We start from the raw sequence: 22,525 nt of genomic DNA, 5'->3' as shown, positions 1-22,525 counted from the left end.
CGGGGCATCGGGAAAAGCCCACCGAAATGGGCCCGCCGGGCGGCCCTACCCCCCACGGGAGGACCACCCGGCGGACCGGATCGGGTGAGCGTCCGAACTAATGCACGTCGTACGCCCGGTTCACCGTCTGCGTGACCGAGTTGCCCTTCGCGTCCGTCAGTTGGACCTTGAGGGTGACCTGCTTGCCGGAGGCCCCCGCGTGGTCGACCGTCGCGGTCCACTTGCCGTCCCGCTTCGAGGTCTTCGCCTCGGTCCAGGTCTCCCCGCCGTCGTACGAGTACGAGAGCGCGGCCTTCGTCAGGGCGCCCGGCTCGTAGCCCGCGTGACCCGTCGCCGTCAGGGCGACCTTCTGGCCGTCCTTCGCGACGAGCGTCTTCATGCCGTCCTCGGGGAACGTCATCCGCGGGAAGAGCAGCGGGATGCCCTGCGAGTACGTGTTCCCCTCCTCGCGCGAGCGGAACGACCATGTCGTCGTGGTCTGCGGGGAACGGAGCCAGGTCTTGCCGCCGTTCAACTTCATTGTGTTCAGCGTGAGTTCGTACGCCGCGTCTCCGGACGGGACCGTGAAGGCGCCGTACGGCCAGCCGGAGGAGCCCACGGTCTCCCCGTTCCGCTTGAGCTCGACGCCGCCGATGTCGCCGAACGAGCCCTGGACGCCCTGGTGTTCACCGTCTCCCCAGAATCCGGGGGCGACGCCGATCAGGTTGCCCTGGCGTTCCGCGGCGAGCGTCTGCTTGCCGGAGGCGTCGAGCGGCGTGGTGGGGGCCATCGCGCCGCCGTACCACTCCTCGGCGCGCTTCTCCCCCTTCTCGTACGTCCGTACCGGGTCGATCATGAACTCGCCCCACGGGAAGCTGCTGGACACCTGGTGGCCGTAGCCGGTCGCACCGGGCGAGTACAGCTCGGTGCGGGTGGACGGCGCGGCGACCAGGGCGAAGTCCCCGAAGGATGTGGTCAGTCCGGTGGGCCGGGACACCGACGGCAGGTCGACGTAGTCCGTGGCCGCGCCCATCGCCTTGTACGTGGCCTTGTTCGTGGCGAGGTTCCGGTCCGACACCCGGTAGCCGCGGTCGTCGCGGATCTGCCCGGTCTCGGGGAACGCGAGCGTGTACACGTACGGGCTCTTCGCCGTCGCCTTCCAGCGGAGTGTCGTGGTCCCGGCCGCGATCCGCCCGGCGAGCGCCGCGCCCTCCGCCTTCTCAAGGCCGAGCATCGAGATCTGCGCGCCGACGAAGCCGACGGTCGGGTACCAGCGGCCCGCGGCCTCCCGGTACAGGACGACCCCCTTGACGCCCGCCTTGATCGCGGCCTGCGCGACCGTGCTCGCGGAGCCGCCCTCGGGCAGCTTGACCAACGCCAACTTGCCCTTGGCGGCGGCCAGTTCATCGGCGGTCCCGGCCCCCGCGGAGACGACCTCGGAGGTCCCCGTACCGTCGAGGTTCGAGGAGTTCGTGGAGCCGGTCACCGGGTGCAGCGCGGGCCCGTCGACCACACCGAACTCGCTGATCTGCGGGGCGGCCGCGCGCCAGAAGCTGTCGAACTCGAAGTCGCCGTCACGGACCTCGCCCTGGACATCGGCGTAGTACCCGCGCACGGTGCGCGATCCCTGAATGCTCGCCGCGTGCAGCCAGTTGTCCTCGCCGAAGGTGCGGGCGAACCCGAGGGTGGCGCCGCGCACCTCGCTCTCCCGGTCCGTCTGCACGCTCAGCCTGTGGGCCTTGCGGGCGTCGAGGACGACGGTGGTGTCCTTGGTCAGGTTCAGCTGCGGACGCCCCAGGAACGTCGCGGACCCGATCAGCGTGCCCTCGGTCTCCGGCGTCGCGACGAACGCCGACAGGGCGTACGCACCCGGCCTGACCTGGTACGTCTGGTCGGCGGCGCCGTCGTTGACGCGCCGCTCGCCGGACGCGTCGTCGGTGCCGACGAGGTCGAGCGAGGAACCGGCGGTGGCCGGATTCCCCTGCCGGTCGACCACCTTGACGCGCAGGGTGACCGTCTCCGGCTGGACGTACAGCGAGAACGGGGTGCTCAGGTGCACGCCGCCCGGCCCGGTGGCGAGGATCCGGCCGGTGACGTCGCCGTACTGGGCCTTCGTGAGGTGTGCGGTCGGGTCGACGGTCAGCGGGACCTGGGCGGTGCCGCCCGCCGGGACGGTGACCGCCCGGGCGCCGAGCCGGGCGACCGGGGACTTCACGGCGGAGCCGTCGTTGCCGGTGACACCGTCGACGTCGAGGCTCAACTTCACTGGTTTGTCAGTGGTGTTGGTGTACGGAACCTGGACGGTGGTGCGGTCGCTGCTGTCCTGCGGCCAGTTGAAGGTGCCGCCCTGCACGGCGCCCGCGCCGAGGACCTTCTGGTCGACGGCGGCCTTCACGTCGAGCCGGCCGCCGCCGGTCTCCCGGGTGTCACCGGGGATGTCGGCATCGGCGGACGCGACGAGCGCCTGCTTGACCTGCTGCGCCGTCCAGTCGGGGTGGCGCTGCTTGACGAGGGCGGCGGCGCCCGCGACGTGCGGCGTCGCCATCGACGTACCGCTCATGGACTGGTACGCGTACACGCCCCGGCCGCCCGCGGCGGCCGCCTTGATGTCGACGCCCGGCGCGGCGATCTCGGGCTTGAGGGTGTGGGTGCGCCGCACGGGGCTGCGGCTGGAGAAGCTCGCGGTCTCGTCGTCGCTGTCGACGGCGCCGACGGTGAGCACCTCGGGCACGCAGCCCGGCGAGGAGACCGTGTTGAGGGTCGGCCCGGAGTTGCCCGCCGCGATGACGAAGAGCGTGTCCTTCGAGGACCGCGCGAGTTCCTGCGTGGCCTGCGACATGGGGTCGGAACAGTCCAGCTCGTCCGGGTTGCCCAGCGACATGGACACCACGTCGGCCTTCTGGTCGACGGCCCACTGCATGCCGGCGATGATCCACGAAGTGGCGCCGGATCCACCGTCGTTGAGGACCTTGCCGTTGAGCAGCGTGGCGCCCGGGGCGACGCCCTTCTCCTTGCCGCCGCTCGCCGCTCCGGAGCCGCCGACCGTGGACGTGGTGTGGGTGCCGTGGCCCTGGTGGTCGTCGGCGTCGGCGGAGTCGGTGAAGTTCTTCGACTCGGCGACGCGGCCCTTGAGGTCGGGGTGTTCGGTGTCGACGCCGGTGTCGAGGACGGCGACCTTGGTGCCCTTGCCGTCGTAGCCCGCGGCCCACGCCTCGTCGGCGTGCACCTGCTTCGTGGAGTCGGCAAGGAGTGACTCGACCTTGGCGTCGAGCCAGAGCTTCTTCAGGTCACCGGCCGCGCGGGAGCGGGGACTTGAGACGTCGTCCCAGAAGTCGGCGGCCTTCTTCTTGTCGGCCTTCAACGCGACGCCGTCGACCGGGTCGAGGACGAGGCCGCGCTGCGCGCCGCGCGGTGCGGCGGGCGTACTACGGGCCACATCAACGGACTTGTCGTAGGTGGCGATGAGCGGCAGCGTCGCGCTGTGCTGGTCGTCGTAGCCCTGCCGGATCAGGCCGGTGACGTTGAAGAGTTCCTCGTCGACGCGGCCCCCGGCGAGCGCCTTCGCGGCGCTGTCCGGGTAGACGTACAGGTCCTTGCCCGACTGCCTGGTCTGCAGCAGCGGGGTACTGCCGTCGGCGGCGGGCAGGGCCGCCGCCGTGGGGCGTCCTTCGGCGTCGGTGGTGACGACGACGCGGTCGCCTGTGACCAGCGTGACCGTGACCGCGGAGCTCTTGGCAGCGGCGGCGGGGCTGCCGACGAGCGGCCGGCCGCCGTCCGGGGCCCTCCCCTCCAGGGCCCCGGACGGGACGGCCGCGGTGATGCCCAGGACGACGGCGGTCGCCGTGCCCAGGGCCGCACGCGATATCGGGCGCATCGCTCTCCCCAAGTAGAAGCGCGGGTCAATACGGGCCAAAGGCCGTATTCCCGACGGGTGTTGGTGCTGCGGTGGCGCCACATTGGCAGAGTGATGGCCGGTACAGGGAAGATGGGTGCGGCGGGAATGTGCCGTGGCCGTTTCCCGCCACGGGGGGGGTGTTGGAACGGTTCACTGGGGAGGGGATCGCCGGATGCTGCACGCGATAGGTCTGGACGAGGGGCACGAGGCGGCCTACCGGGCGCTCGTCGCGGTGGGCGCGGCCGACGTCCCCGACCTGGCACGGCGCCTCACCCGCGCCGAGCACGAGACCGAGCACGCGCTGCGCCGCCTGGAGCAGCACGGGCTCGCCGCCCAGTCGTCGGCGCGCCCCGGGCGCTGGGTCGCGGCGCCGCCCGGGGTCGCGCTCGGCGCGCTGCTCACCCAGCGGCGGCACGAGCTGGACGAGGCGGAGCTTGCGGCCGCCCGGCTCGCCGCGGAGTTCCGGGCGCAGGCCACCGAGCCCGCCGCGCACGACCTGGTCGAGGTGGTGACCGGGGCGGCGGCCGCGGCCCAGCGGTTCCTGCAGATCCAGCTCGGCGCGACCGAGGAGGTGTGCGCGCTGGTCACCGGCAACCCGATCGCGGTGCCCGCCACGGAGAACGACGCGGAGGCGCAGGCCGTCAGCCGGGGCGTCGGCTACCGCGTCGTCCTCGAACGCGAGGTGCTCGCCATGCCGACGGGCCTGACCGAGCTGTCGGCGGCGATCGGCAGGGACGAGCAGGTGCGGGTCGTGGACCGGGTGCCGACGAAGCTGGTGATCGCCGACGGGACGCTCGCCATGGTGCCGCTGACCCGGCACCATGGCGAGCCCGCCGCGCTCGTGGTGCACGCGAGCGGGCTGCTCGAAACGCTGAGCGGACTCTTCGAGGCGGTCTGGCGGCAGGCGCTGCCGCTACGCCTTGGGGCGGCGGGCGAGGTGGCGGAGGTCGGCACGGAGGGTCCCGACGGCCTCGACCTGGAGATCCTCTCCCTGCTGCTCGCCGGCCTGACCGACGCGAGCGTGGCCAAGCAGCTGGATCTGGGGCTCAGGACGGTGCAGCGACGGGTGAAACGGCTGATGGAGCTGGCGGGCGTGACCACGCGACTGCAGCTCGGGTGGCATGCGTACGAACGGGGCTGGGTGGCGCGGTGAGCCCGATGAGCCCGCCGAGCCCGATGAGACCTCATTGAGACTCTGTTGACCTGCGCTTTCGCCGCACGTGGGGGACCCTGTGCACATGGGAGCGTGGGAACTCCTCCTGGTCGGCGCCGTGATGGTGCTGGGCCTGTGCGGGGTACTGGTGCCGGGCGTACCCGGATCGTGGCTCGTGTGGGCCGCACTCGCCGTGTGGGCGCTGCGGGATCCGAACGGGCTGGCCTGGGGTGTCCTCGTCGGCGCCACCGTCGTCCTGCTGGCCTCCCAGGTGTTGCGCTGGCAGCTGCCACCGCGCCGCCTCAGGCAGGCGGGCGCGACCCGCCGCCTGGAGTTCTGGGCGGGCGCGGGCGCGGTGATCGGGTTCTGCGTGGTGCCGGTGGTCGGGGCGGTGCCGGGGTTCATGGGCGGGATCTACGTATCGGAGCGGCTGCGGCTCGGGGGCCACGGCGACGCGCTCGCGTCGACGCGCACGGCCATGCGGGCGGGCGGCTCCAGCGTGCTGGCGGAGCTGTTCGCGTGCCTGCTGATCGTGGGGGCGTGGCTGGGCGCGGTCATCTGGGGGTGAGCCCCGCACCCTGCGGAAAACCGCGGGGGCATGGGTGCGGATCACCGCACTTTGCCAAACGGTTACCCTCGTAGTGGCCATGAGCTGCGGTTCCTAGCCTGGACAGGAGTCGAGGCAGCAGCCTCGGCGTACCGGACCTCCGGTGCCGCGACGCCGGTGCCGGGACGCCCCTGCCAGGAGACCTCGTATGCACCTCGTGACCTCGGCCGCCGCCGCGGAGCCGACCACCGGCATCGCGGGCTGGGCGGCCCATCTCGTCGATGTGCTGGGCGGCCCGGGAGCGGGGCTCGCGATCGCCCTGGAGAACCTCTTCCCGCCGCTGCCGAGCGAGGTCATCCTGCCGCTGACCGGCTTCGCCGCGGGCCAGGGCGCGATATCCCTCGCCTCGGCCCTGTTCTGGACGACGCTCGGCTCGGTTGTCGGGGCGGCGGTCCTCTACTGGATCGGCCGGGTCATCGGCCGTGACCGGATGTACGCGCTGTGGGGCCGGCTGCCGCTGGTGAAGGTGTCCGACCTGGAGAAGACGGAGGCGTGGTTCCAGCGGCACGGCACGAAGGCGGTGCTGCTGGGCCGGATGGTGCCGATCTTCCGCAGCCTGATCTCGATCCCGGCGGGCGTCGAACGCATGCCGCTGCCGGTGTTCCTGTCGCTGACGGCGGTCGGCTCGCTGGTCTGGAACTCGGTGCTGGTCCTCGCCGGCTACTGGCTGGGCGACCAGTGGGACCTGGTGGAGACGTACGTGGGCGTGATCTCCAAGGTGGTGCTCGGCGCGGCGCTCGTCGCGCTGGTGGCGTACCTGGTCGTGCGGCTGCGCGGCCGGGGCCGCCACCGGGACCGGGACCGGGAGCGTCGGCCGAACGTCCCCCGGTAGGCTCGGCTCCCGTGGGGTGGACGCAGGCGGGGCGCAGGGGGACGGGTGTGCTCCTCGGGTGCGGCACCGCGATCACCGGCCTGCTGTACCTCGCCGTCGCAGGCGCCGCCCTCGGCCCCTCCCTTCTCCGGCCGCCCAGCCGCCCCCGGGCACGGGCCGCGCTGGCGGCGGGCGCCCGCCGGATCGCCGCCCTCGACCGGCGCCGCCGCACCGGCTGCTTCGGCGACCGCTTCCCGCTGCACTACGAGCCCGGCGACAGCGAGGTCCTGCGCTACGTCGCCACCCGCGCCTACGCCGGAACGGTCACCGCTGTGACGCTCGCCCTGATCGGGTTCGGCGTCGTCATCGCCGCCGTGTTCGCCGCCGCCCTGGTCGGCGGCCGGGTCGGGCCCGCCGAACTGCTCTGGCAGGTCCTGCTCGGCGGCGCCCTGCTCTTCCTGGGCGTACAGGGCCTGCGTTCCCTGTACGCGCTGGACGCCCGGCTGGCCCGCGACACCTTCGGCCCCTCCGAGCGCGAACTCCTGCGCCGCCGCATCGACGAACTCGCCACCAGCCGCGCCGCCGTCGTGCACGCCGTCGACGCGGAGCGCCGCCGCATCGAGCGCGATCTGCACGACGGCCTCCAGCAGCGCCTTGTCGCGCTCGCGATGCTGCTCGGCCGGGCCCGCCGCCCTGGGCGTACCCCGGAGCAGGCCGAGGCACTGCTGCGGCAGGCCCACGAGGAGTCCCAGGACGTGCTGGCGGAACTGCGCGAGGTGGCCTGGCGGGTGTATCCGTCGGCGCTCGACGGGCCGGGCCTGCGCGAGGCGCTGGGCGGCGTCGCGGAGCGCAGCCCGGTGCCGCTGCGGCTCGCCTACGACGTACCCGGGCCGCTGCCCCAACTCGTGGAGACCGCCGCCTACTTCGTCGTCTCCGAGGCGGTGACGAACGCGGCCAAGCACGCCTGCGCCACCGACGTCGAGGCCCGACTCGCCCTCAAGGCAGGCGTGTTGACCGTCAGAGTGCGGGACGACGGGACCGGCGGCGCCGATCCGGCCGGCGCCGGGCTCAGCGGACTACGCGGACGCGTCGAGGCGCTCGACGGCCGGCTGCGCGTCGACAGCCCCTTGGGGGGACCCACCACCGTGACCGCGGAGCTGCCGTGCGCCTGATCATCGCCGAGGACTCGACCCTGTTGCGCGAAGGCCTGGTGCGGCTGCTCGCGGAGGAGGGGCACGAGGTCGTCGCCGCGCTCGGGGACGCCACCGCGCTGCCCGACACCGTCGACGAACTCGCCCCCGACGTCGTGGTCGTCGACATCCGGATGCCCCCGACGCACACCGACGAGGGGCTGAGGGCGGCCCTGGAGATCCGCGAGCGGCGCCCGTCGACGGGCGTGCTGGTCCTCTCCCAGCACGTGGAGCGCACCTATGCGGCGCAGTTGCTCGCGGGCGGCGCCGAGGGCATCGGCTATCTGCTCAAGGACCGCGTCGCGCGGGTCGACGAGTTCCTGGACGCACTGGACCGGATCCGGGCGGGCAGCGCGGTCATCGACCCGGAAGTCGTACGGCAGTTGGTGGGGCGCAGTACGCGCACCGACTCCCTGTCCGGGCTCACGCCGCGTGAGCGCGACGTCCTGGAGGTGCTGGCGCAGGGCCACACCAACACGGGCATCGGCGAGCGACTGCACCTGTCCCTGAGCGCGGTGGAGAAGCATCTGAACGCGGTCTTCGACAAGCTGGACCTGCCGCGCGCCACCGGCTACAACCGGCGGATCCTCGCGGTCCTGCGCTACCTGGAGGCCTGACGCGTGGACGACGTACGGGAGTTGCCCGCTGCCGGGCCGGTCCGGCTGTGGCTCGTCACGACGGCGGGGAGCGGTCCACCGGGGGACGGCGCCGGTGTTCTCGACGCCGAGGAGTCGCGCCGCGCCGCCGCCTTCCACTTCGACCGGCACCGGGTGCGCTACGTCGCCGCGCATCTCGCGCTCCGCGGCATCCTGGGCGAATGGCTCGGCCGCGACCCCGGCGACGTACGGTTCACGCGTCTGGCCTGCCCCGGCTGCGGTGGCCCGCACGGCCGGCCGGCCCTCGCGGACGCCCCCGGCCCGCACTTCTCCCTCTCCCACAGCGGCGACCTCGCCCTGGTGGCGCTGGCCCCCGCGCCGGTCGGCGCCGATGTGGAGGAGCTGCCTTCGGCCAAGGTCGCCGAGGACCTCACGGCGGTGCTGCACCCGCGCGAGCGCACGGAGCTTGCGGCGCTCGCGGGACCGGAGGAGCGCCGGCTCGCCGTGGCCCGCGCCTGGGTCCGCAAGGAGGCCTACCTGAAGGGGCTCGGCACGGGCCTGTCCCGCGGCACCGACCGCGACTACGTGGGCGTACGGGCCGGCTCCCCCGGCGCCCCGAACGGCTGGTCGCTGCGCGACGTACCGATGCCCGAGGGGTACACGGCGGCGGTCGCGCTCGGTCCGGAGGCGTAGGTCTCCGGTCCCGGAGCGGTCCGGGTCCACGTCCCGATGTGCGCGGGCCGCCGGAGTGCTTGGCTGTCCGCATGACCGAATTCAGCGATGCCGAACGCGCCTACCTGAAGTCGCAGCGCCTGGGCCGGATAGCCACCGTCGACCCGCAGGGGCGGCCGCAGGCCAACCCCGTCGGCTACTTCCCGCAGGACGACGGGACGGTCCTGATCGGCGGTTACTCGATGGGCGCGACCAAGAAGTGGCGCAACCTGGAGGCCAACCCGAACGTCTCGCTCGTGGTCGACGACATCGCGAGCGTCACCCCGTGGCGGGTGCGCGGCGTGGACATCCGCGGCGAGGCCGAACTCCTCGTGGGACCCCACCAGTTGGGGGCCCACATGAGCGAGGAGGTCATCCGGATCCACCCGCGGAAGGTGCACAGCTGGGGCTTGGAGGAGGACGCGGGCTGAGTCGCCACCCCACCTCCACCTCTCAGAGGGAGCCCTCCAGCGTAAGCAGCTCGACCTTGCGCTCCAGGCCGCCCGCGTACCCGGTCAGCGAACCGTCCGCGCCGATCACCCGGTGGCAGGGCCGCACGATCAGCAGCGGGTTGGCGCCGACCGCGCCACCGACGGCCCGGACGGCGGCGCGCGAGGCGCCGATGCGGGCGGCCACGTCGCCGTACGTGGTGGTGGCCCCGTACGGCACGTCGTCGAGCGCGTCCCAGACGCGCCGCCGGAACTCGGTGCCCTCGGGCTTCAACTCCAGCTCGAATTCCTCCAGTTCACCGGAGAAGTACGCGGCGAGCTGCCGCTCGGCCTCCGCGAACCGCGCGGGGTCGCGCACCCACCCCTCGCCGACGACCCGGCCGCCCTTCTGCCCGGGCACGGAGAGGGAGGTGAGGGCACCGGAGGAGTCGGCGGTGAGCAGAAGCTCGCCGAGCGGACTGGCCAGGGTCGTGTAGTAGACCGTACGGAGTTCGGTGTCGGTTTCGGCGTTGACGTTGGCGTTGGCGTTGGCGTTGTTGCTCACAACTGTCCTTCTACGATGAGGTGTTGGCGCGCGTACGAGCGCCAGGGGCGCCACGCGTCATCGGTCATGGAGTCGTCCTCGGGCACTCCCACGTCCGGGTCGCCCAGGGCACGCAGGCGGATCAGGGCGGCGGTGCGCGGGGACATGCCGGGCAGCGCGCGCAGCGCCGCTTCGGCGTCGTCACGGTCGGCGCCCGGGTCGAGCCGGAGCGCACCGATGTGCAGGGCGCGGGCGAGCGCGCCGAGCGTGCCCGGCTCGTCGGCCAGCTCCCCCGGCGCGGGGAACAGCCGGTCGACGCTGCCACTGGGCGCGTCGAGCCGCTTGCCGTACCGCTCGACGAGCCGCACGGCCTCCGCCGGCCCTGCGACCAGGCGCAGCGCCAGTTCGTCGGGGTCGGCGGCGCCCGGCGAGCGCAGTCCCGGCCGGGCGGCGACCAGCGGGGCGAGCCTCGGGTCGAGGGCGAGCCGCTCGTCGATCGCGTACGGATCGGCGTCGAGGTCGAAGAGGCGGCGCAGCCGGCCGACGACGGTGGTCAGATCGCGCAGATCGGTCAGCTGGAGGCGTGCGTCCAGCCAGCCGCCACGGTTCTCGGCCTGCGCGCCGGGCTGATCGTGCGTGGTCTCGTCGACGCGTACGACACCGGTGCCGTACGGGAGCCGGAGCGCGCGCCGGAAGGTGCGCGCGCCGGGCAGCCCGTTCAACTCCTCGACTCCGTCGAGGAGTTCGGAACCCAGCAGGTCGAAGACGGGACCGGCCTGATAGGCGCCGCGATGGGCGAGGCGCAGCGGGATTCCGGCGGCGGGGGCCACGGCGAATGAGGGGGGCGCGCGAAGCGCTTCCTTGGAAGGGCGGTGGCGGGAGACGGGCGGGCGCTTGTCCGGCGCCTCGGCGCGCAGCTGCGTGGGGGTGCGGGCGTACACCTCGCGGATCGTGTCGTTGAACTGCCTGACGCTCGCGAACCCGGCCGCGAACGCGATCTCGGTGACCGGCAGCGGGGTCGTCTGCAGCAGGACGCGCGCGGTGTGGGCGCGCTGGGCGCGGGCGAGTGCGACCGGGCCTGCGCCCAGCTCGGCGGTGAGCTGGCGCTGCACCTGGCGGGCGCTGTAGCCGAGCCGGGTGGCGAGCCCTCCGACGCCCTCCCGGTCGACGATGCCGTCGCCGATGAGCCGCATCGCGCGGCCCACGACGTCGGCCCGCACGTTCCAGTCGGCCGAGCCCGGCACCGCGTCGGGGCGGCAGCGGCGGCAGGCCCGGAAGCCCGAGCCCTGGGCCGCGGCGGCCGTGGCGTAGTACCGGACGTTGTGCCGCTTCGGGGTGACCGCGGGGCAGCTCGGCCGGCAGTAGATCCCGGTGGTCTCGACAGCGAAGAAGAACTCCCCGTCGAACCGCGCGTCGCGGCTGCGGACGGCTTCGTAGCGCGTGTCTTCGTCGGTCATCACGCATCCAGTGTCCCGCGAGCCACACCACCCGGCTGGCGGGAATCGGACACGAAGCTACCCATCAAGCCTCCGCGGCCGGCGAGCAAATCAAGCACCCGGCGGCGGGTGCCCAAATCAAGCCCCGCTCTGGGACGAGACTCGCGGGGTCCGGGGCGGAGCCCCAAGACCGCGCCCCCGGTGCAGGCCGAACGAGCTAACGGACACGACCCCGTTTCGCCTCCATCGCCGCACGGCCCTCGGCCCCCCTCTGCTTCCACACCTTCCGCATATCCGCCCGCAACCTCGCATCCGTCCGCGCCGCAAGCCGCTCGTTCTCCCGCAGAAGCTTGCGGTAACTGTCGAGGCGGCGCTGGTGCAACGCCCCGTCCTCCAACGCGGCCAGCACCGCACACCCCGGCTCGACCGTGTGCGCGCAGTCGTGGAACCGGCAGTCCTCCGCCAGCGCCGCGATCTCCGCGAAGACCTGCCCGACGCCACCTTCCGCGTCGTACAGGCCGACCCCGCGCAGCCCCGGTGTATCGATGAGCACGCCGCCGCCCGGCAGGGCGAACAGGTTGCGGGTGGTCGTGGTGTGACGGCCCTTGCCGTCCATGTCACGGACGGCCCGGACGTCCATCACGTCCTCGCCCATCAGCGCGTTGGCCAGCGTCGACTTCCCGGCCCCGGACTGGCCGAGCAGCACGGACGTACCGTCGGCGACGACCGCCCGCAGCACCTCCGTACCGTCCCCGTCGTGCGCGCTGACGGGCAGCACCTGCACGCCGGGTGCGGCCGTCTCGACGTCGGAGACGAGGTAGGACAGGCCGACCGGGTCCGGCACGAGGTCGGCCTTGGTGAGGACGACCAGGGGCTGCGCCCCCGATTCCCAGGCCAGGGCGAGGAACCGTTCGATCCTCCCGAGGTCGAGCTCGGCCGCGAGGGAGACCGCGATGATCGCGTGGTCCACGTTCGCGGCGAGGATCTGCCCCTCGGACCGCTTGGACGACGTGGAGCGCACGAAGGCGGTCCGGCGCGGCAGATACGCCTGTACGTAGCGGGGGTCGGCGCCGGCCGGGTCGACGGCCGCCCAGTCGCCGGTGCAGATGACCTTCATGGGGTCGCGGGGCACGACGTACTCGGTGTCGGCGTGCACGACCCCTTCCGGTGTGACGAGGTCGCACCGCCCGCGGTCGACGCGCAGCACCCGGCCGGGCACGAGGCCGCGCTCGGCGTAGGAGGCGAACGTGTCCGCCCAGTCGGCGTCCCAGCCGTACGCGTCGAGAACGGCGGTGGTGGTGACGGGACCAGAAGAAGTGGAACCAGAAGAAGTGGGCCCAGAGGACGTGGACCCAGAAGAGATGGAAGACAAGGGGTGACCCTTCAGAGGGTGGCCCCGGCGCAGGTAATGCAGAGAAAAGGGTGAGGTCAGCCGGTGGCCACAGAGGTGGACTTGATGAGCTTCCGGATGCGGGCAGCGCCCGTCGCAACGACAGCCATCGGTCGACACCTCCTCGATCACGCACTCGGCGCGCACTCCACGGTGGCCGCGGCCACCCCTACGCCGACGACGATAACCACGGCCCCCATCCACCCGCCACCGGTTTTTCACGTGGTCGACCCCGGCGCAGGTGGACGCCACACACATCGAACACGCACCATGACACGGTGTCACTTCCCCACCAGCCCCAGCAGCCCGAAGAACCCGAGCAGTCCCAACAGACGCCTCTGCCCCGGCACATGGTCGTGTGCGGCGACGACGCGTTGGCCGAACGGCTCGGCACCGAACTGCGCGAGCTGTACCGCGCCCAGGTCACCATCGTCGTACCGTCGACGCGCGCCGCGGGCGAACCCGCGCAGGGCGGTGGCCGGATGCGGGCCGCCGCGCTGCTGAGCCGGGTGCAGGCCGCGATGGGCCGGTTCGCGCCGTCCGACGACGACTCGCTCGCCGGTCAGGCGCCGCGCGTCATGGAGGCCGCGGTGCTCAGCGAGGACGTGTTGACGGAGGCGGGCGTGGCGCGGGCGGACGCGCTGGCCCTGGTGCACGACGACGACGAGACCAATATCCGCGCCGCGCTGGCGGCCCGCCGCCTCAACCCCCGGCTGCGCCTCGTCATCCGGCTCTTCGACCGCAAGCTCGGCCAGCACCTGGCCCAGCTCCTCGACCAGGCGGCCGCGCTCGCGCAGCCCGACCTCGCCGCGGAGAGCCTCGACACGTCCACCACCATCCTGTCCGACGCGGACACGGCGGCGCCCGCGCTCGCCGCGACCGCCGTGGCGGGCACCGGCAAGGTCGTGCAGGCCGACGGGCTGCTGCTGCGCGCGGTCGAGCGCGCCCCGCGCGGCCGGGGCCGGGCCGCCGCCCCCGGCCTGTGCACGCTCGCGATCCTCTCCTCTTCGAACAACGACCCGTCGGACACGGAGGGTTCGGACACCTCGGGCCAGGAGGAGCCGCTGCTGCTGCCGGACGACCAGGAGATCGCGGCGGCGGTCGGGCGCGGCAGCGTCGTCCTCGACACCGTCACCCCGACGGAACCCGCACTGCCGCCGCGGCGCCTCGCCGCGCGGGCGCTGCCGCTCGGCTCGCTGTTCTCGCGCCGGGTGCGCTGGTCCCTGGCCGTGCTCGTGGTGTGCGTGCTCGGTCTCGCGCTCGCCACCTGGGCGACGACCGAGTCGAACCCGTGGCGGGCCGGCTATCTCACCATGCTCGACCTGTTCGCCATCGATGAACCGGCGATCGGTGAGCCCGCGGCCCGGCAGATCATCCAACTCCTCACCGGATTCGCCGGGTTGCTGCTGCTGCCGGTGCTGATGGCCGCGGTCCTGGAGGCGATGGGCACCTTCCGCACCGCCTCCGCGCTGCGCCGCCCGCCGCGCGGTCTGTCCGGGCACGTCGTGCTGCTCGGCCTCGGCAAGATCGGCACCCGCGTCCTGGCCCGGCTGCACGAACTCGGCGTCCCCGTCGTGTGCGTGGAGGAGAACCCGGAGGCCCGCGGCATCCCGCTCGCCCGCCGGCTGCGCGTGCCGACGGTCATCGGCGACGTACGCGACGAGGGCGTCCTGGAGGCCGCCAAGGTGTCCAGGTCGCACGCCCTCCTCGCCCTCACCAGCCTCGACACCACCAACCTCGAGGCCGCGCTCTACGCCCGCTCGGTCAAGCCGAACCTGCAGGTGAGCCTGCGCCTGTACGACGACGCGTTCGCCACCGCCGTCTACCGCACGCTGCGCGCCGCCCACCCGCGCGCCCTCACCCGCAGCCGCAGCGTCACGACCCTCGCGGCGCCCGCCTTCGCGGGGGCGATGATGGGACGGGAGGTCCTCGGCGCGATTCCGGTCGAGCGCCGGGTGCTGCTGTTCGCCGCGCTGGACGTGGCGGGCCATCCGCACCTGGAGGGGCGTACGGTCGCCGCGTCGTTCCGGGCCGGTGCCTGGCGCGTGCTCGCCGTCGACTCCACCGCACCCGGCCAACGGCGGACCGGCCGCGGGACGGCCCCGGAGGAGGACGAGTCGGCCCCGGGGCCCGGGCCCGTATGGGAGATGGACCCCGGCTATGTGCTGCGGCCCACCGACCGCGTCGTCCTCGCCGCCACCCGCAGGGGCCTCGCCGAACTCCTGGACTCGCAGTCGTCGTACTCCGCGTACGCGTCGCATCAATAGCCGACCCCGGCCCGTCGCGGCCGACCGTTGCCGCGACGGGCCGGCCGCGCCCCGGCCGGATGGCCGGTATTGCGGGTCCCGCCGGGCTCGCTCCCGCTGTACCCTCGCCCTAGTATCCGTTTCATCCGATTTGATCGGTTTACCCGATACGGCAATCTAGGGAAGGTGCTCGCCCGTGGCCAGTGGCCTCAACGCCGACACCGTCGGTCCGGTGGATGTCGCCGTGATCGCCTTCGACGGCAACCACTTCAGCGGCGATGTCGCGCCCGCGCTGCGTGACCTGCAGAAGGACGGGACCGTACGGATCCTCGACCTGTGCTTCATCCGTAAGGCGGCCGACGGGTCCGTCGATGTCGTCGAGCTCGGCGACCCCGAGGTCACCGAGCTGTTCCAGCAGGTGGCCGACGTACGGTTCGACCTGCTCAGCGACGAGGACCTGAAGACCGTCTCCGACAACCTTCCGGCCGCGTCCTCCGCGCTCGTCCTGGCCTGGGAGAACACCTGGGCCGCGCGTCTCGGCGCCGCCGTGCGGGACTCGAACGGCCAGGTGCTGATGCTCGAGCGCATCCCGCGCGAATCCGTCGACGAGGCCATCGAAGCGCTCGCCACGGCCTGACGACACAGCTACGTACACGTAAGAGAACGAAGAGGACGGTCAGCATGCCGCAACGATTCGGACGGCCCGGACTCCTTGGCACGATCGCGCGCACCGCGGTCATCTCCGGTACCGCCTCCGCGGTCTCCGGCCGGGTGAACCGCAGGATGGCCGATCGTGACATGCGTCACGAGATGGACGCGCAGGCGCAGATGGCGCCGCCCCCTCCGATGCAGCAGGCGGCGCCTGTGGCCGGTGGCACGGATCGGGTTTCGCAGCTTCAGGCGCTTGCCGAGCTGAAGGCGCAAGGGTTGCTCACGGAGCAGGAGTTCGCGGCGGAGAAGGCGCGCGTTCTCAACGGTTGAGTGACACCGGCCGGCCCACCGCCCCACACGGTGGACCGGCCGGAGTTTTGTTGCGGCGGTCCGTGCCTACGCCATGCCCAGCCGCCGCAGGGGCTCGAAGTGCTCAGCCCCGCAGCGCCGACGCGAAGATTCCCGGCAGCTTGGCTGCGGACGGGGCCGTCGTGTACGCCGTGAGGCGCTTCATTGTGGTCAGGCCCGTGCGGTTCGTTACGTAGAACGGGGGGCGCGGGGACAGGGACGGGGAGCCGGTGAAGAGGCCGCGGGGGGACGGGGCGAACGGGGCGCGCACCACCGTCTTCTCGATGTCCTCCAGCATGAACGCGTTGTGCACGAAGCCGATGCCGCTGCCGATGTCCTTGCGGGTGTTGCCGGGGAAGGCGCCCCACGGCGTGTAGCCGAGCAGGAAGCCGAAGGCCGACCAGACGTTGACGCCCAGCGTGCCGTAGCGCAGCGCGGCGATCGCGTCGGCGACCGCGCCGGAGTGAGTGCGCTCCGTCTTCGGGTGCACGAGCAGCGTGGCACCGAGGGTGCCGGGGAGCTTGTCGTTGGCGAACTCCGTTGCCGCCGCGAGGAAGTGGGGCGCGTCGGCGCCCGGGAGGCGGACCACGCCGAGGACGCTGGCGAACACCTCGTCCGTGATCATGACGTCGTCCATGCCCTCGATCTCCGGGACGAGGACGCGACAGGAGTCGTCGATGCCGAGCTTCTCGGCGCCCGGGTGGGCGTCCGTGACCTTGGCGACGCGGTCGGCGGCGCCCGGGTAGTAGTCGGGCCGCGGCGACAGTTCGGCAAGGACCTTGCGGACCTCGGCGAGCAGCTTCTCCGTGCCGTCCCACTCGCGGGGCACGACGAGGACCTGCGTGGCGATGCAGTTGTGGCCCGAGTTGTTGAGCTTGCTGGTGACGATGTTCTCGGCCTGGAAGCGGAAGTCGGCGTCGCTCCACGGGCCCGGCGTCACGATGCAGGGGCTGACGCCGCCGAGCTCGCTGGTGAACGGCTTGCCGATGAGCGGGGCGTCCTCGGCGCGGCGCTGTTCGGCCTGCTCGTCGGTGCCCCACACGATGGCGTCGTGGGTGCGCTCGCTGCCGGTGACGTGGATGGTGTCGATGTCCTCGTGCCCGGTGAGGTACGCGCCCTCGGCGGCGCCGCCGTCGACGAAGCGGACCCAGCCGCGGTCCACGTACTCGGCGAAGACCTTCTCGAAGTGCGGGCGCAGATACGCGTTGACGGGGTTCATCTTGGCGATGACGACCTCGCCCTCCGCGTACAGCTTCTGGAGGATGTCGAGCGGAGTGATCGAGGCGACGTTCCCCGCGCCGAGGACGAGGGAGACGGCCGACTCGCCGGGGCGTCCGCGGTACTCCCCCGCCGCGCGGGTCAGGACCTGCTCGGGGGTGGTGCCGGGCAGCGTCCACACCTGCGCCGTGAAGCCGTTGAGCAGCAGCCGGTCGGAGGTGAGGGTCGGGAAGACGTCGACGACGGTGCGGCCCTCGTGGCTGCGCACCGACTTGGGGTCGATCGGCTCCTTGCCGGCGGCGAGGCGGCGCAGGACGTGCAGGTAGGCGGTGATCGTCTGGGCGAGGGCCCACGGCGCGGTGATCCAGTCCTCGGCGGCCCACTCCGAGGTCTCGGCGTAGCCCTTGGCGGTGGCCGCGTCGGCGACCATCGCGGCGGCCCCGTCGGCGATCCGCGGGAGCGTCCGCTCCAGGAGCGCGATGCGCTCGTCGAGCGGCGTCGCGGTCCAGGACGGTGCGTGCTCGCGCAGGTCGCTGACGGCCTGGTCCAGCGGTGAGGTGTCGAGTGCTGCTGCGGCGCTCACGGGCAACTCCTAGGAAACGCGCGGGGGGAATGGGGGGTCGTTCCGTCGATCATGTCATCCGGGGGTAACCCCCGGTAAGGGCAGGCTGCGTGACGGAAGGTCAGCCGGTCAACCGGGCGCGGTCGCGCTCCGGGTCGATCAGGGCGAAGGCGAGCACGGCGCCGACCGCGACGAGCACCCCGGTCACGAACACGGCGTGCTGGTAACCGGCGTCGCCCTGCGCGTCGACGAGGGCGCCGACGACGGCGGGCGCGAGCAGCCCGGACACCGTGACGAGGGCGTTCATCAGGCCGAGGGCGCCGCCGCTGCGGGCGGCCGGGGCGAGTTCGGCGACGGTGGTCGCGGCCACGGTGGCGTACGAGCCGCTGAAGCCGAAGCCGAGGGCGACGAGCACGGTCTGCGCGGGCACCGAGTCGACGAACGGCGTCAGGAGGCAGCAGACGGCGCCGATCGCGAGCATGAATCCGCCGACCCAGCCGCGGGCCTTCCTGCTGACGACGCCGCGCCGCATGAGCCGGCCGGTGAGCGCGGCCTGCCCGAGCAGGACGACGGCGCCGACGGCCCAGGGCAGGACGACCAGCTTGCCCGCGGTGGACGCCGAGTAGTCCAGCGCGTTGCGCAGATACGACGGCATCCACACCAGCATCAGCGCCACGGACCAGTAGCTCATGAAGTACGCGAGGGTGGTGCCGATCCACGTACGGCTGGCGAAGATCTTCCGGTACGCGACCTGGGGCGCGGCGTCGCCGGCGGCCTTCGTGGTCGCCGTGGCGCGGGCCCGCGGGCTGTCCGCGCCGAACAGCGCCCACAGCACGGCCCACAGCGCGCCGATCCCGGCGAGCACCCACAGGGCCGAGCGCCAGCCGTGGTGCTGGATCATCCAGGACAGGCTCGGCGAGGAGACGATCACGCCGAGCGTGATGCCGATGGTGATCAGCGCGCCGGGCAGGTTCCGCTTGTCGTTGGGGAACCAGGACAGCGTGGCCTGCTGGGCGACGGGGAACGCCGGTCCCTCCGCGGCGCCCAGGAACACCCGCGAGCCGATCAGCACGGCCAGTCCCCCGCCGATGGCCGCGGGCACCTGCGCCACGGACCAGAGCACGGCCATCACCAGGAGCAGCAGCTTCGGCGACACCCGGTCCGCCGCCATCCCCACCACGATCGCGGCGACGGAGAAGAGCAGGAAGAACGCGCTGTTGGCGAGCCCGAACTGGGTGGCGCTCAGGTGCAGATCGGCGCGGATCTCGTCGGCGGCAAGGCCGAGCACGGACTTGTCCGCGAAGTTGACCATCATGAAGACCACGAGGAGCGCGGTCACGGTCCAGGCCCGCCGCCCGCCCGGCACAGCCGTCTCAACTGCCGTGCCCGGCACGGCGGATGCGGTGGTCACGAGAGCGGCACTCCGGCGATCGCGATGCGCTCCATCACGCGCTTGGCCGGGAAGTAGTCGTTGACCGCGTAGTGCTGGACGGCGATGTTGTCCCAGATCGCGATCGAGTCCGGCTCCCAGTGGAAGCGGATCTGGAACTCGGGGATGCGCGCCTGGAGCACGAGGATGTCGAGGAGCTCGCGGTTCTCCTCCTCGGACAGGCCCTTGATGTACCGGGTGAACGGCTCGTTCACGTACAGGGTCCTGCGGCCGCTGCGCGGGTGGCGCACCACGACGGGGTGCTCGACCTGCGGCCAGCTCTTGCGGAACTCCGCCTTCTGCTCGTCGTTCATGAGCGCGCCCCAGCTGGCCTCCCAGTCGTGGACCGCGACGAGGTTCTCGATCCGCTCCTTGAGGTCGTCGGGGAGGTTGTCGTACGCGGCGCCCATGTCGCACCACATGGTGTCGCCGCCCGCGGCGGGCACCTCGACGGCGCGCAGCACGGCGCCGAGCGAGGGGTTGACCATGAACGAGTGGTCGCTGTGCCAGATGTTCTTGTTGCCGGCCGCCTTGGCGTCCTTGGCGAGCCGGGAGATGCCGACGGTGTCGGTCTTCCCGAAGAACGGGTTGGGCTCCGGCGGGCCCCAGAGGTTCGAAAGGGCCATGTGGTTCTCGGAGTTGAAGCCGGTCTGCCCCCGGAAGAAGATCACCTTCCACTCGAGGAGCGCCGCGCGCAGCTCGTCGGCGAGCTCGTCGGTGATCGGCTTCGTCAGGTCGACACCGCTGAGCACGGCCCCGAAGTGCGGGGTGAGCGGGTTGACCTCGAACAGCTTGTAGGCCACCTGCTCCGCGCCCGGCGCGAGCCGGTCCAGGACACGGCTCCCGTAACGCATGAGGGGCTTGTCCAGTACGGGCTTGGGGTTCTCGACGGGGGCCGTCGCGACGTCGTGCATGGGGGGTCCTCCCAACAGCGAACGCTATTACGTAACTGGCAGTATCGATATTGGATTCCGGCAGGGCAAGGGGTCTGGGCCCATGGATTTCAGGAATGTCCCGCGGGGCGTGTGCGACGCCCTGCGGGCAGCACAAAAGCCGCACCCGGCGATAACTCGCCCGGCACGTACGGGATATGGCTGTGGGTCAGCTGGCGGCTACGCCCTCGTTACCGGACGTCGACCGCCCTGCCGATCAGGTCCACCACGGAATCGACCAGCTCCTTCTCCGGCGTCCGCTGCTCGGCGACGAGCCGGAAGACGAGGGACGAGGCGATGAGGGTCGTCACGTCGGTGATCGGGACGTCGGCCCGTACGTCGCCGCGCGCGATGCCCCGCTCCAGCAGATGCCGCGTCTCGCTGGTCACCCGCGTCACGTACGCCCGGAACGCCTCGCGCCCCGAACCCGCCTCCGCCGCCGCGCTGATCACACCGGCGAGCAGGCGGTCGACTCCGGGCTGCCGGTAGGCGCGCACACGCTCCATGAGGACCGCGCGCAGTTCGGCCCTGAAGTCCCCCATGTCGGGCACCGTCAGCGTCCCGACGCGGGACTCGGCGGCGGCGATGATCAGGTCCTGCTTCGTGGGCCAGCGCCGGTACATGGCCGGCTTGCTCACCCCCGCGCGGGTCGCGACGGCGTCCATGGTCAGCGCGCCCATGCCCTGCTCCGCCACCAGCTCGACGACGGCCTCGAGCACGGCCTTGGTGACGTGCTCCTGACGCGGCCGCCCCGGCCCCCTGCGCGCTTGCTGTACCTGCTCATCGGCCATGCCGAGACCCTACAGCCGCGCAGCTCAGGCCAGTTCGGCCCGCAGCACATGCTTGGTGATCTTCCCCGATGGCGTACGCGGAAGGGCGTCGCGCAGGATCAGCTCGCGCGGCACCTTGTAGCGGGCGATCCGCGCCTCCAGCCAGTCGCGCATCCCGGCCTGTTCGAGCCCCGCGCCCTCGCGCGGCACGACGAAGGCCACCACGGTCTCGCCCCACTGCGGGTGCGGCCGGCCGACGACGGCGACGTCGAGCACGTCCGGGTGGCCCCGCAGCGCGCCCTCGACCTCCTGCGACGCGACGTTCTCGCCGCCGGTGATGATCACGTCCTTCATCCGGTCGACGAGCGTGACATAGCCGTCCTCGTCGATCCGGCCCAGGTCACCGCTGCGGTACCAGTCACCGGCGAACACCTCGGCGGTGGCCGCCTCGTCGTCCAGGTAGCCGAGCATGCGGGTGTCGGTGCGCAGCCAGATCTCGCCGCTCCCGCCGGCCTCCGCGTCGCTCCCGTCGGGGCGTACGACGCGCAGGTCCACGCCCGGCATGCCGCCGCGTCCGATCGCGCCCGCCTTGTCGGCGTGCTCGGCCGGGAGGAGCGAGGCGCCCGCGGGCCCGGTCTCGCTCATCCCGTACACCTGCTGGAAGTTCTCGGTGCCGTACGCCTTCATCAGGCGGCGCACGGTGTCCGCGTCGAGTGGGCCCGCGCCGTAGAGCCAGGCGCGGACGGACGACACGTCGTAGTCGGCGTAGTCGGGGACCGCCTGCGTCGGGGCGATGAGCGCGATGGGCGCGCCGAACAGGGCGGTGATCCGCTCGCGCTGGATGACTTCGAGCATGCCGCGGGGCTCGTACTCGCGCTGGAGCACGACGGTGCCGCCCGCGAACAGGGTGCCGAGGGTCATGTTGTTGAGCGGCGCCGCGTGCCAGATCGGCATGCAGATCAGGAAGCGCTCGTCGCCGCGCATCGACATCGTCGCGGCGGAGTACGCGGCGGTCAGGGCGGCGGTGCGGTGCGAGTGGACGCAGCCCTTGGGGGTGCCCGAGGTGCCGGAGGTGTAGAGGATCTCCGCCACGTCGCTGTCCGGGCGCTCCTCGCCGGTCCAGGGTTCGGCGGCGGCGACGAGCGCCTCGAAGGCGTCCGCCGGGAGCTGGTCCGCCGGGGTGTCCGGGTGGCTGAGCAGCCAGCGCACGCCCGGGTCCGCGGCGGTCGCGCGCTCGCCGATCTCCGCGTCGACGAGGGCGACGCGCGCCCCGCAGTGCTTCAGCTGGCGCGCCACCTCGGCCGTCTGCAGCTTGTGGTTGACGGGCACGAGGGTCGCGCCGAGCGACCAGGCGCCGAAGGCGGCGAAAAGGAAGGCCGGGGTGTTGTACGTCATCACGGCAAGGCGGTCGCCGGGGCCGAGGCCCGCGCCGCGCAGCACGGCGGCGGCACGCCGCGCGGCGGCACCGAACTCCCGGTAGCTCCACCGCTGTTCGCGGTAGACGACGGCTTCCTTCGTACTGCCCGAGCGAACAGCGCTGTCCAGCAGGGCACTGAGGTGCATCACGTTCTCCTGACGGGCCTTGAGGCCTGTGTCGTGTTGCCCCACCGGCGGAACCGACCGGCCATG

Annotated in this window: 19 protein-coding genes; 10 read left to right on the top strand and 9 right to left on the bottom strand. The window is 72.5% G+C overall.

Translation table 11 applies throughout. The features are described 5' to 3' along the window. Window positions 1-97 precede the first annotated feature (97 nt). Window positions 98-3,853 carry a S8 family peptidase gene (locus OHA73_RS32950; RefSeq protein ID WP_327656853.1) on the bottom strand — a complete coding sequence of 1,252 codons (3,756 nt, stop codon included), beginning with the start codon at window positions 3,851-3,853 and terminating at the stop codon, window positions 98-100. Window positions 3,854-4,046: 193 nt separating this feature from the next. On the opposite strand from OHA73_RS32950, the gene OHA73_RS32945 reads away from it, so the two are divergent. The 7 genes from OHA73_RS32945 to OHA73_RS32915 all read left to right on the top strand — a co-directional run bounded on the left by OHA73_RS32945 (window position 4,047) and on the right by OHA73_RS32915 (window position 9,373). Further along, window positions 4,047-5,027, top strand: a complete 981-nt coding sequence (locus tag OHA73_RS32945; RefSeq protein WP_267068754.1) for a helix-turn-helix transcriptional regulator — start codon at window positions 4,047-4,049, stop codon at window positions 5,025-5,027. 85 nt (window positions 5,028-5,112) lie between these two features. Next, window positions 5,113-5,595, top strand: coding sequence for a DUF456 domain-containing protein (locus OHA73_RS32940; protein WP_266715216.1), 483 nt, complete (start codon window positions 5,113-5,115; stop codon window positions 5,593-5,595). Window positions 5,596-5,782: 187 nt separating this feature from the next. Continuing rightward, window positions 5,783-6,466 (top strand): DedA family protein, encoded by a 684-nt coding sequence (locus OHA73_RS32935; RefSeq protein ID WP_327656852.1) that lies wholly within the window; start codon window positions 5,783-5,785, stop codon window positions 6,464-6,466. A gap of 11 nt (window positions 6,467-6,477) precedes the next feature. Beyond that, window positions 6,478-7,617, top strand: coding sequence for a sensor histidine kinase (locus OHA73_RS32930; protein WP_327656851.1), 1,140 nt, complete (start codon window positions 6,478-6,480; stop codon window positions 7,615-7,617). Then, complete coding sequence (locus OHA73_RS32925; protein ID WP_327656850.1) at window positions 7,608-8,252, top strand: response regulator transcription factor; 645 nt, start codon at window positions 7,608-7,610, stop codon at window positions 8,250-8,252. The genes OHA73_RS32930 and OHA73_RS32925 overlap by 10 nt, the downstream gene beginning before the upstream one ends. A gap of 3 nt (window positions 8,253-8,255) precedes the next feature. Continuing rightward, the gene (locus tag OHA73_RS32920) at window positions 8,256-8,924 is read left to right on the top strand and encodes a 4'-phosphopantetheinyl transferase family protein (protein WP_327656849.1); all 669 of its coding nucleotides are present in this window, start codon (window positions 8,256-8,258) and stop codon (window positions 8,922-8,924) included. A 71-nt stretch (window positions 8,925-8,995) separates the two neighbouring features. Beyond that, window positions 8,996-9,373, top strand: a complete 378-nt coding sequence (locus tag OHA73_RS32915) for a PPOX class F420-dependent oxidoreductase (protein WP_327656848.1) — start codon at window positions 8,996-8,998, stop codon at window positions 9,371-9,373. A 22-nt stretch (window positions 9,374-9,395) separates the two neighbouring features. Here OHA73_RS32915 and OHA73_RS32910 read toward each other — a convergent pair whose 3' ends face one another. The 3 genes from OHA73_RS32910 to rsgA form a co-directional block, all read right to left on the bottom strand. Beyond that, complete coding sequence (locus tag OHA73_RS32910) at window positions 9,396-9,935, bottom strand: methylated-DNA--[protein]-cysteine S-methyltransferase (RefSeq protein WP_327656847.1); 540 nt, start codon at window positions 9,933-9,935, stop codon at window positions 9,396-9,398. Continuing rightward, window positions 9,932-11,371: a DNA-3-methyladenine glycosylase 2 family protein gene (locus tag OHA73_RS32905; RefSeq protein ID WP_266715209.1), complete on the bottom strand. Its 1,440-nt coding sequence runs from the start codon at window positions 11,369-11,371 to the stop codon at window positions 9,932-9,934. Before OHA73_RS32905 ends, OHA73_RS32910 begins: the two co-directional genes overlap by 4 nt. Before the next feature lie 196 nt (window positions 11,372-11,567). Continuing rightward, on the bottom strand, window positions 11,568-12,722 hold the full coding sequence (rsgA, locus tag OHA73_RS32900) for a ribosome small subunit-dependent GTPase A (protein WP_443063150.1): 1,155 nt from the start codon (window positions 12,720-12,722) through the stop codon (window positions 11,568-11,570). A 368-nt stretch (window positions 12,723-13,090) separates the two neighbouring features. Here rsgA and OHA73_RS32895 point away from each other — a divergent pair, with 368 nt between their 5' ends. The 3 genes from OHA73_RS32895 (at window position 13,091) to OHA73_RS32885 (ending at window position 15,967) form a co-directional block, all read left to right on the top strand. Then, window positions 13,091-15,007, top strand: coding sequence for a potassium channel family protein (locus OHA73_RS32895; RefSeq protein ID WP_327658569.1), 1,917 nt, complete (start codon window positions 13,091-13,093; stop codon window positions 15,005-15,007). 175 nt (window positions 15,008-15,182) lie between these two features. After that, window positions 15,183-15,623, top strand: a complete 441-nt coding sequence (locus OHA73_RS32890; protein WP_266715208.1) for a DUF6325 family protein — start codon at window positions 15,183-15,185, stop codon at window positions 15,621-15,623. Between the two features lie 44 nt (window positions 15,624-15,667). After that, a complete protein-coding gene (locus OHA73_RS32885; RefSeq protein ID WP_266715207.1) occupies window positions 15,668-15,967 on the top strand; it encodes an SHOCT domain-containing protein in 300 nt (99 codons plus the stop codon). 103 nt (window positions 15,968-16,070) lie between these two features. Here OHA73_RS32885 and OHA73_RS32880 read toward each other — a convergent pair whose 3' ends face one another. The 5 genes from OHA73_RS32880 to OHA73_RS32860 form a co-directional block, all read right to left on the bottom strand. After that, window positions 16,071-17,786, bottom strand: a complete 1,716-nt coding sequence (locus OHA73_RS32880; RefSeq protein WP_327656846.1) for an aldehyde dehydrogenase family protein — start codon at window positions 17,784-17,786, stop codon at window positions 16,071-16,073. A gap of 100 nt (window positions 17,787-17,886) precedes the next feature. After that, complete coding sequence (locus OHA73_RS32875) at window positions 17,887-19,176, bottom strand: MFS transporter (RefSeq protein WP_266715205.1); 1,290 nt, start codon at window positions 19,174-19,176, stop codon at window positions 17,887-17,889. Continuing rightward, the gene (locus tag OHA73_RS32870; protein WP_266715204.1) at window positions 19,173-20,108 is read right to left on the bottom strand and encodes a TauD/TfdA dioxygenase family protein; all 936 of its coding nucleotides are present in this window, start codon (window positions 20,106-20,108) and stop codon (window positions 19,173-19,175) included. The genes OHA73_RS32875 and OHA73_RS32870 overlap by 4 nt, the downstream gene beginning before the upstream one ends. A 209-nt stretch (window positions 20,109-20,317) precedes the next feature. Then, window positions 20,318-20,917: a TetR/AcrR family transcriptional regulator gene (locus OHA73_RS32865; RefSeq protein WP_266715203.1), complete on the bottom strand. Its 600-nt coding sequence runs from the start codon at window positions 20,915-20,917 to the stop codon at window positions 20,318-20,320. Window positions 20,918-20,941: 24 nt separating this feature from the next. Beyond that, window positions 20,942-22,459 (bottom strand): class I adenylate-forming enzyme family protein, encoded by a 1,518-nt coding sequence (locus OHA73_RS32860; RefSeq protein ID WP_327656845.1) that lies wholly within the window; start codon window positions 22,457-22,459, stop codon window positions 20,942-20,944. Window positions 22,460-22,525 lie beyond the last annotated feature (66 nt).

Source organism: Streptomyces sp. NBC_00483 (assembly GCF_036013745.1).
GTDB lineage: Bacteria > Actinomycetota > Actinomycetes > Streptomycetales > Streptomycetaceae > Streptomyces.
This window is presented reverse-complemented; position numbering and strand designations above follow the sequence as displayed.

What these genes read in the sequence shown, in the direction of transcription:
- OHA73_RS32870 (WP_266715204.1), bottom strand. Translation starts at nt 20,108, where the DNA reads ATGCACGACGTCGCGACGGCCCCCGTCGAGAACCCCAAGCCCGTACTG.
- OHA73_RS32915 (WP_327656848.1), top strand. Translation starts at nt 8,996, where the DNA reads ATGACCGAATTCAGCGATGCCGAACGCGCCTACCTGAAGTCGCAGCGC.
- OHA73_RS32905 (WP_266715209.1), bottom strand. Translation starts at nt 11,371, where the DNA reads ATGACCGACGAAGACACGCGCTACGAAGCCGTCCGCAGCCGCGACGCG.
- OHA73_RS32950 (WP_327656853.1), bottom strand. Translation starts at nt 3,853, where the DNA reads ATGCGCCCGATATCGCGTGCGGCCCTGGGCACGGCGACCGCCGTCGTC.
- OHA73_RS32895 (WP_327658569.1), top strand. Translation starts at nt 13,091, where the DNA reads ATGGTCGTGTGCGGCGACGACGCGTTGGCCGAACGGCTCGGCACCGAA.
- OHA73_RS32945 (WP_267068754.1), top strand. Translation starts at nt 4,047, where the DNA reads ATGCTGCACGCGATAGGTCTGGACGAGGGGCACGAGGCGGCCTACCGG.
- OHA73_RS32935 (WP_327656852.1), top strand. Translation starts at nt 5,783, where the DNA reads ATGCACCTCGTGACCTCGGCCGCCGCCGCGGAGCCGACCACCGGCATC.
- OHA73_RS32860 (WP_327656845.1), bottom strand. Translation starts at nt 22,459, where the DNA reads ATGCACCTCAGTGCCCTGCTGGACAGCGCTGTTCGCTCGGGCAGTACG.
- OHA73_RS32885 (WP_266715207.1), top strand. Translation starts at nt 15,668, where the DNA reads ATGCCGCAACGATTCGGACGGCCCGGACTCCTTGGCACGATCGCGCGC.
- OHA73_RS32940 (WP_266715216.1), top strand. Translation starts at nt 5,113, where the DNA reads ATGGGAGCGTGGGAACTCCTCCTGGTCGGCGCCGTGATGGTGCTGGGC.
- OHA73_RS32865 (WP_266715203.1), bottom strand. Translation starts at nt 20,917, where the DNA reads ATGGCCGATGAGCAGGTACAGCAAGCGCGCAGGGGGCCGGGGCGGCCG.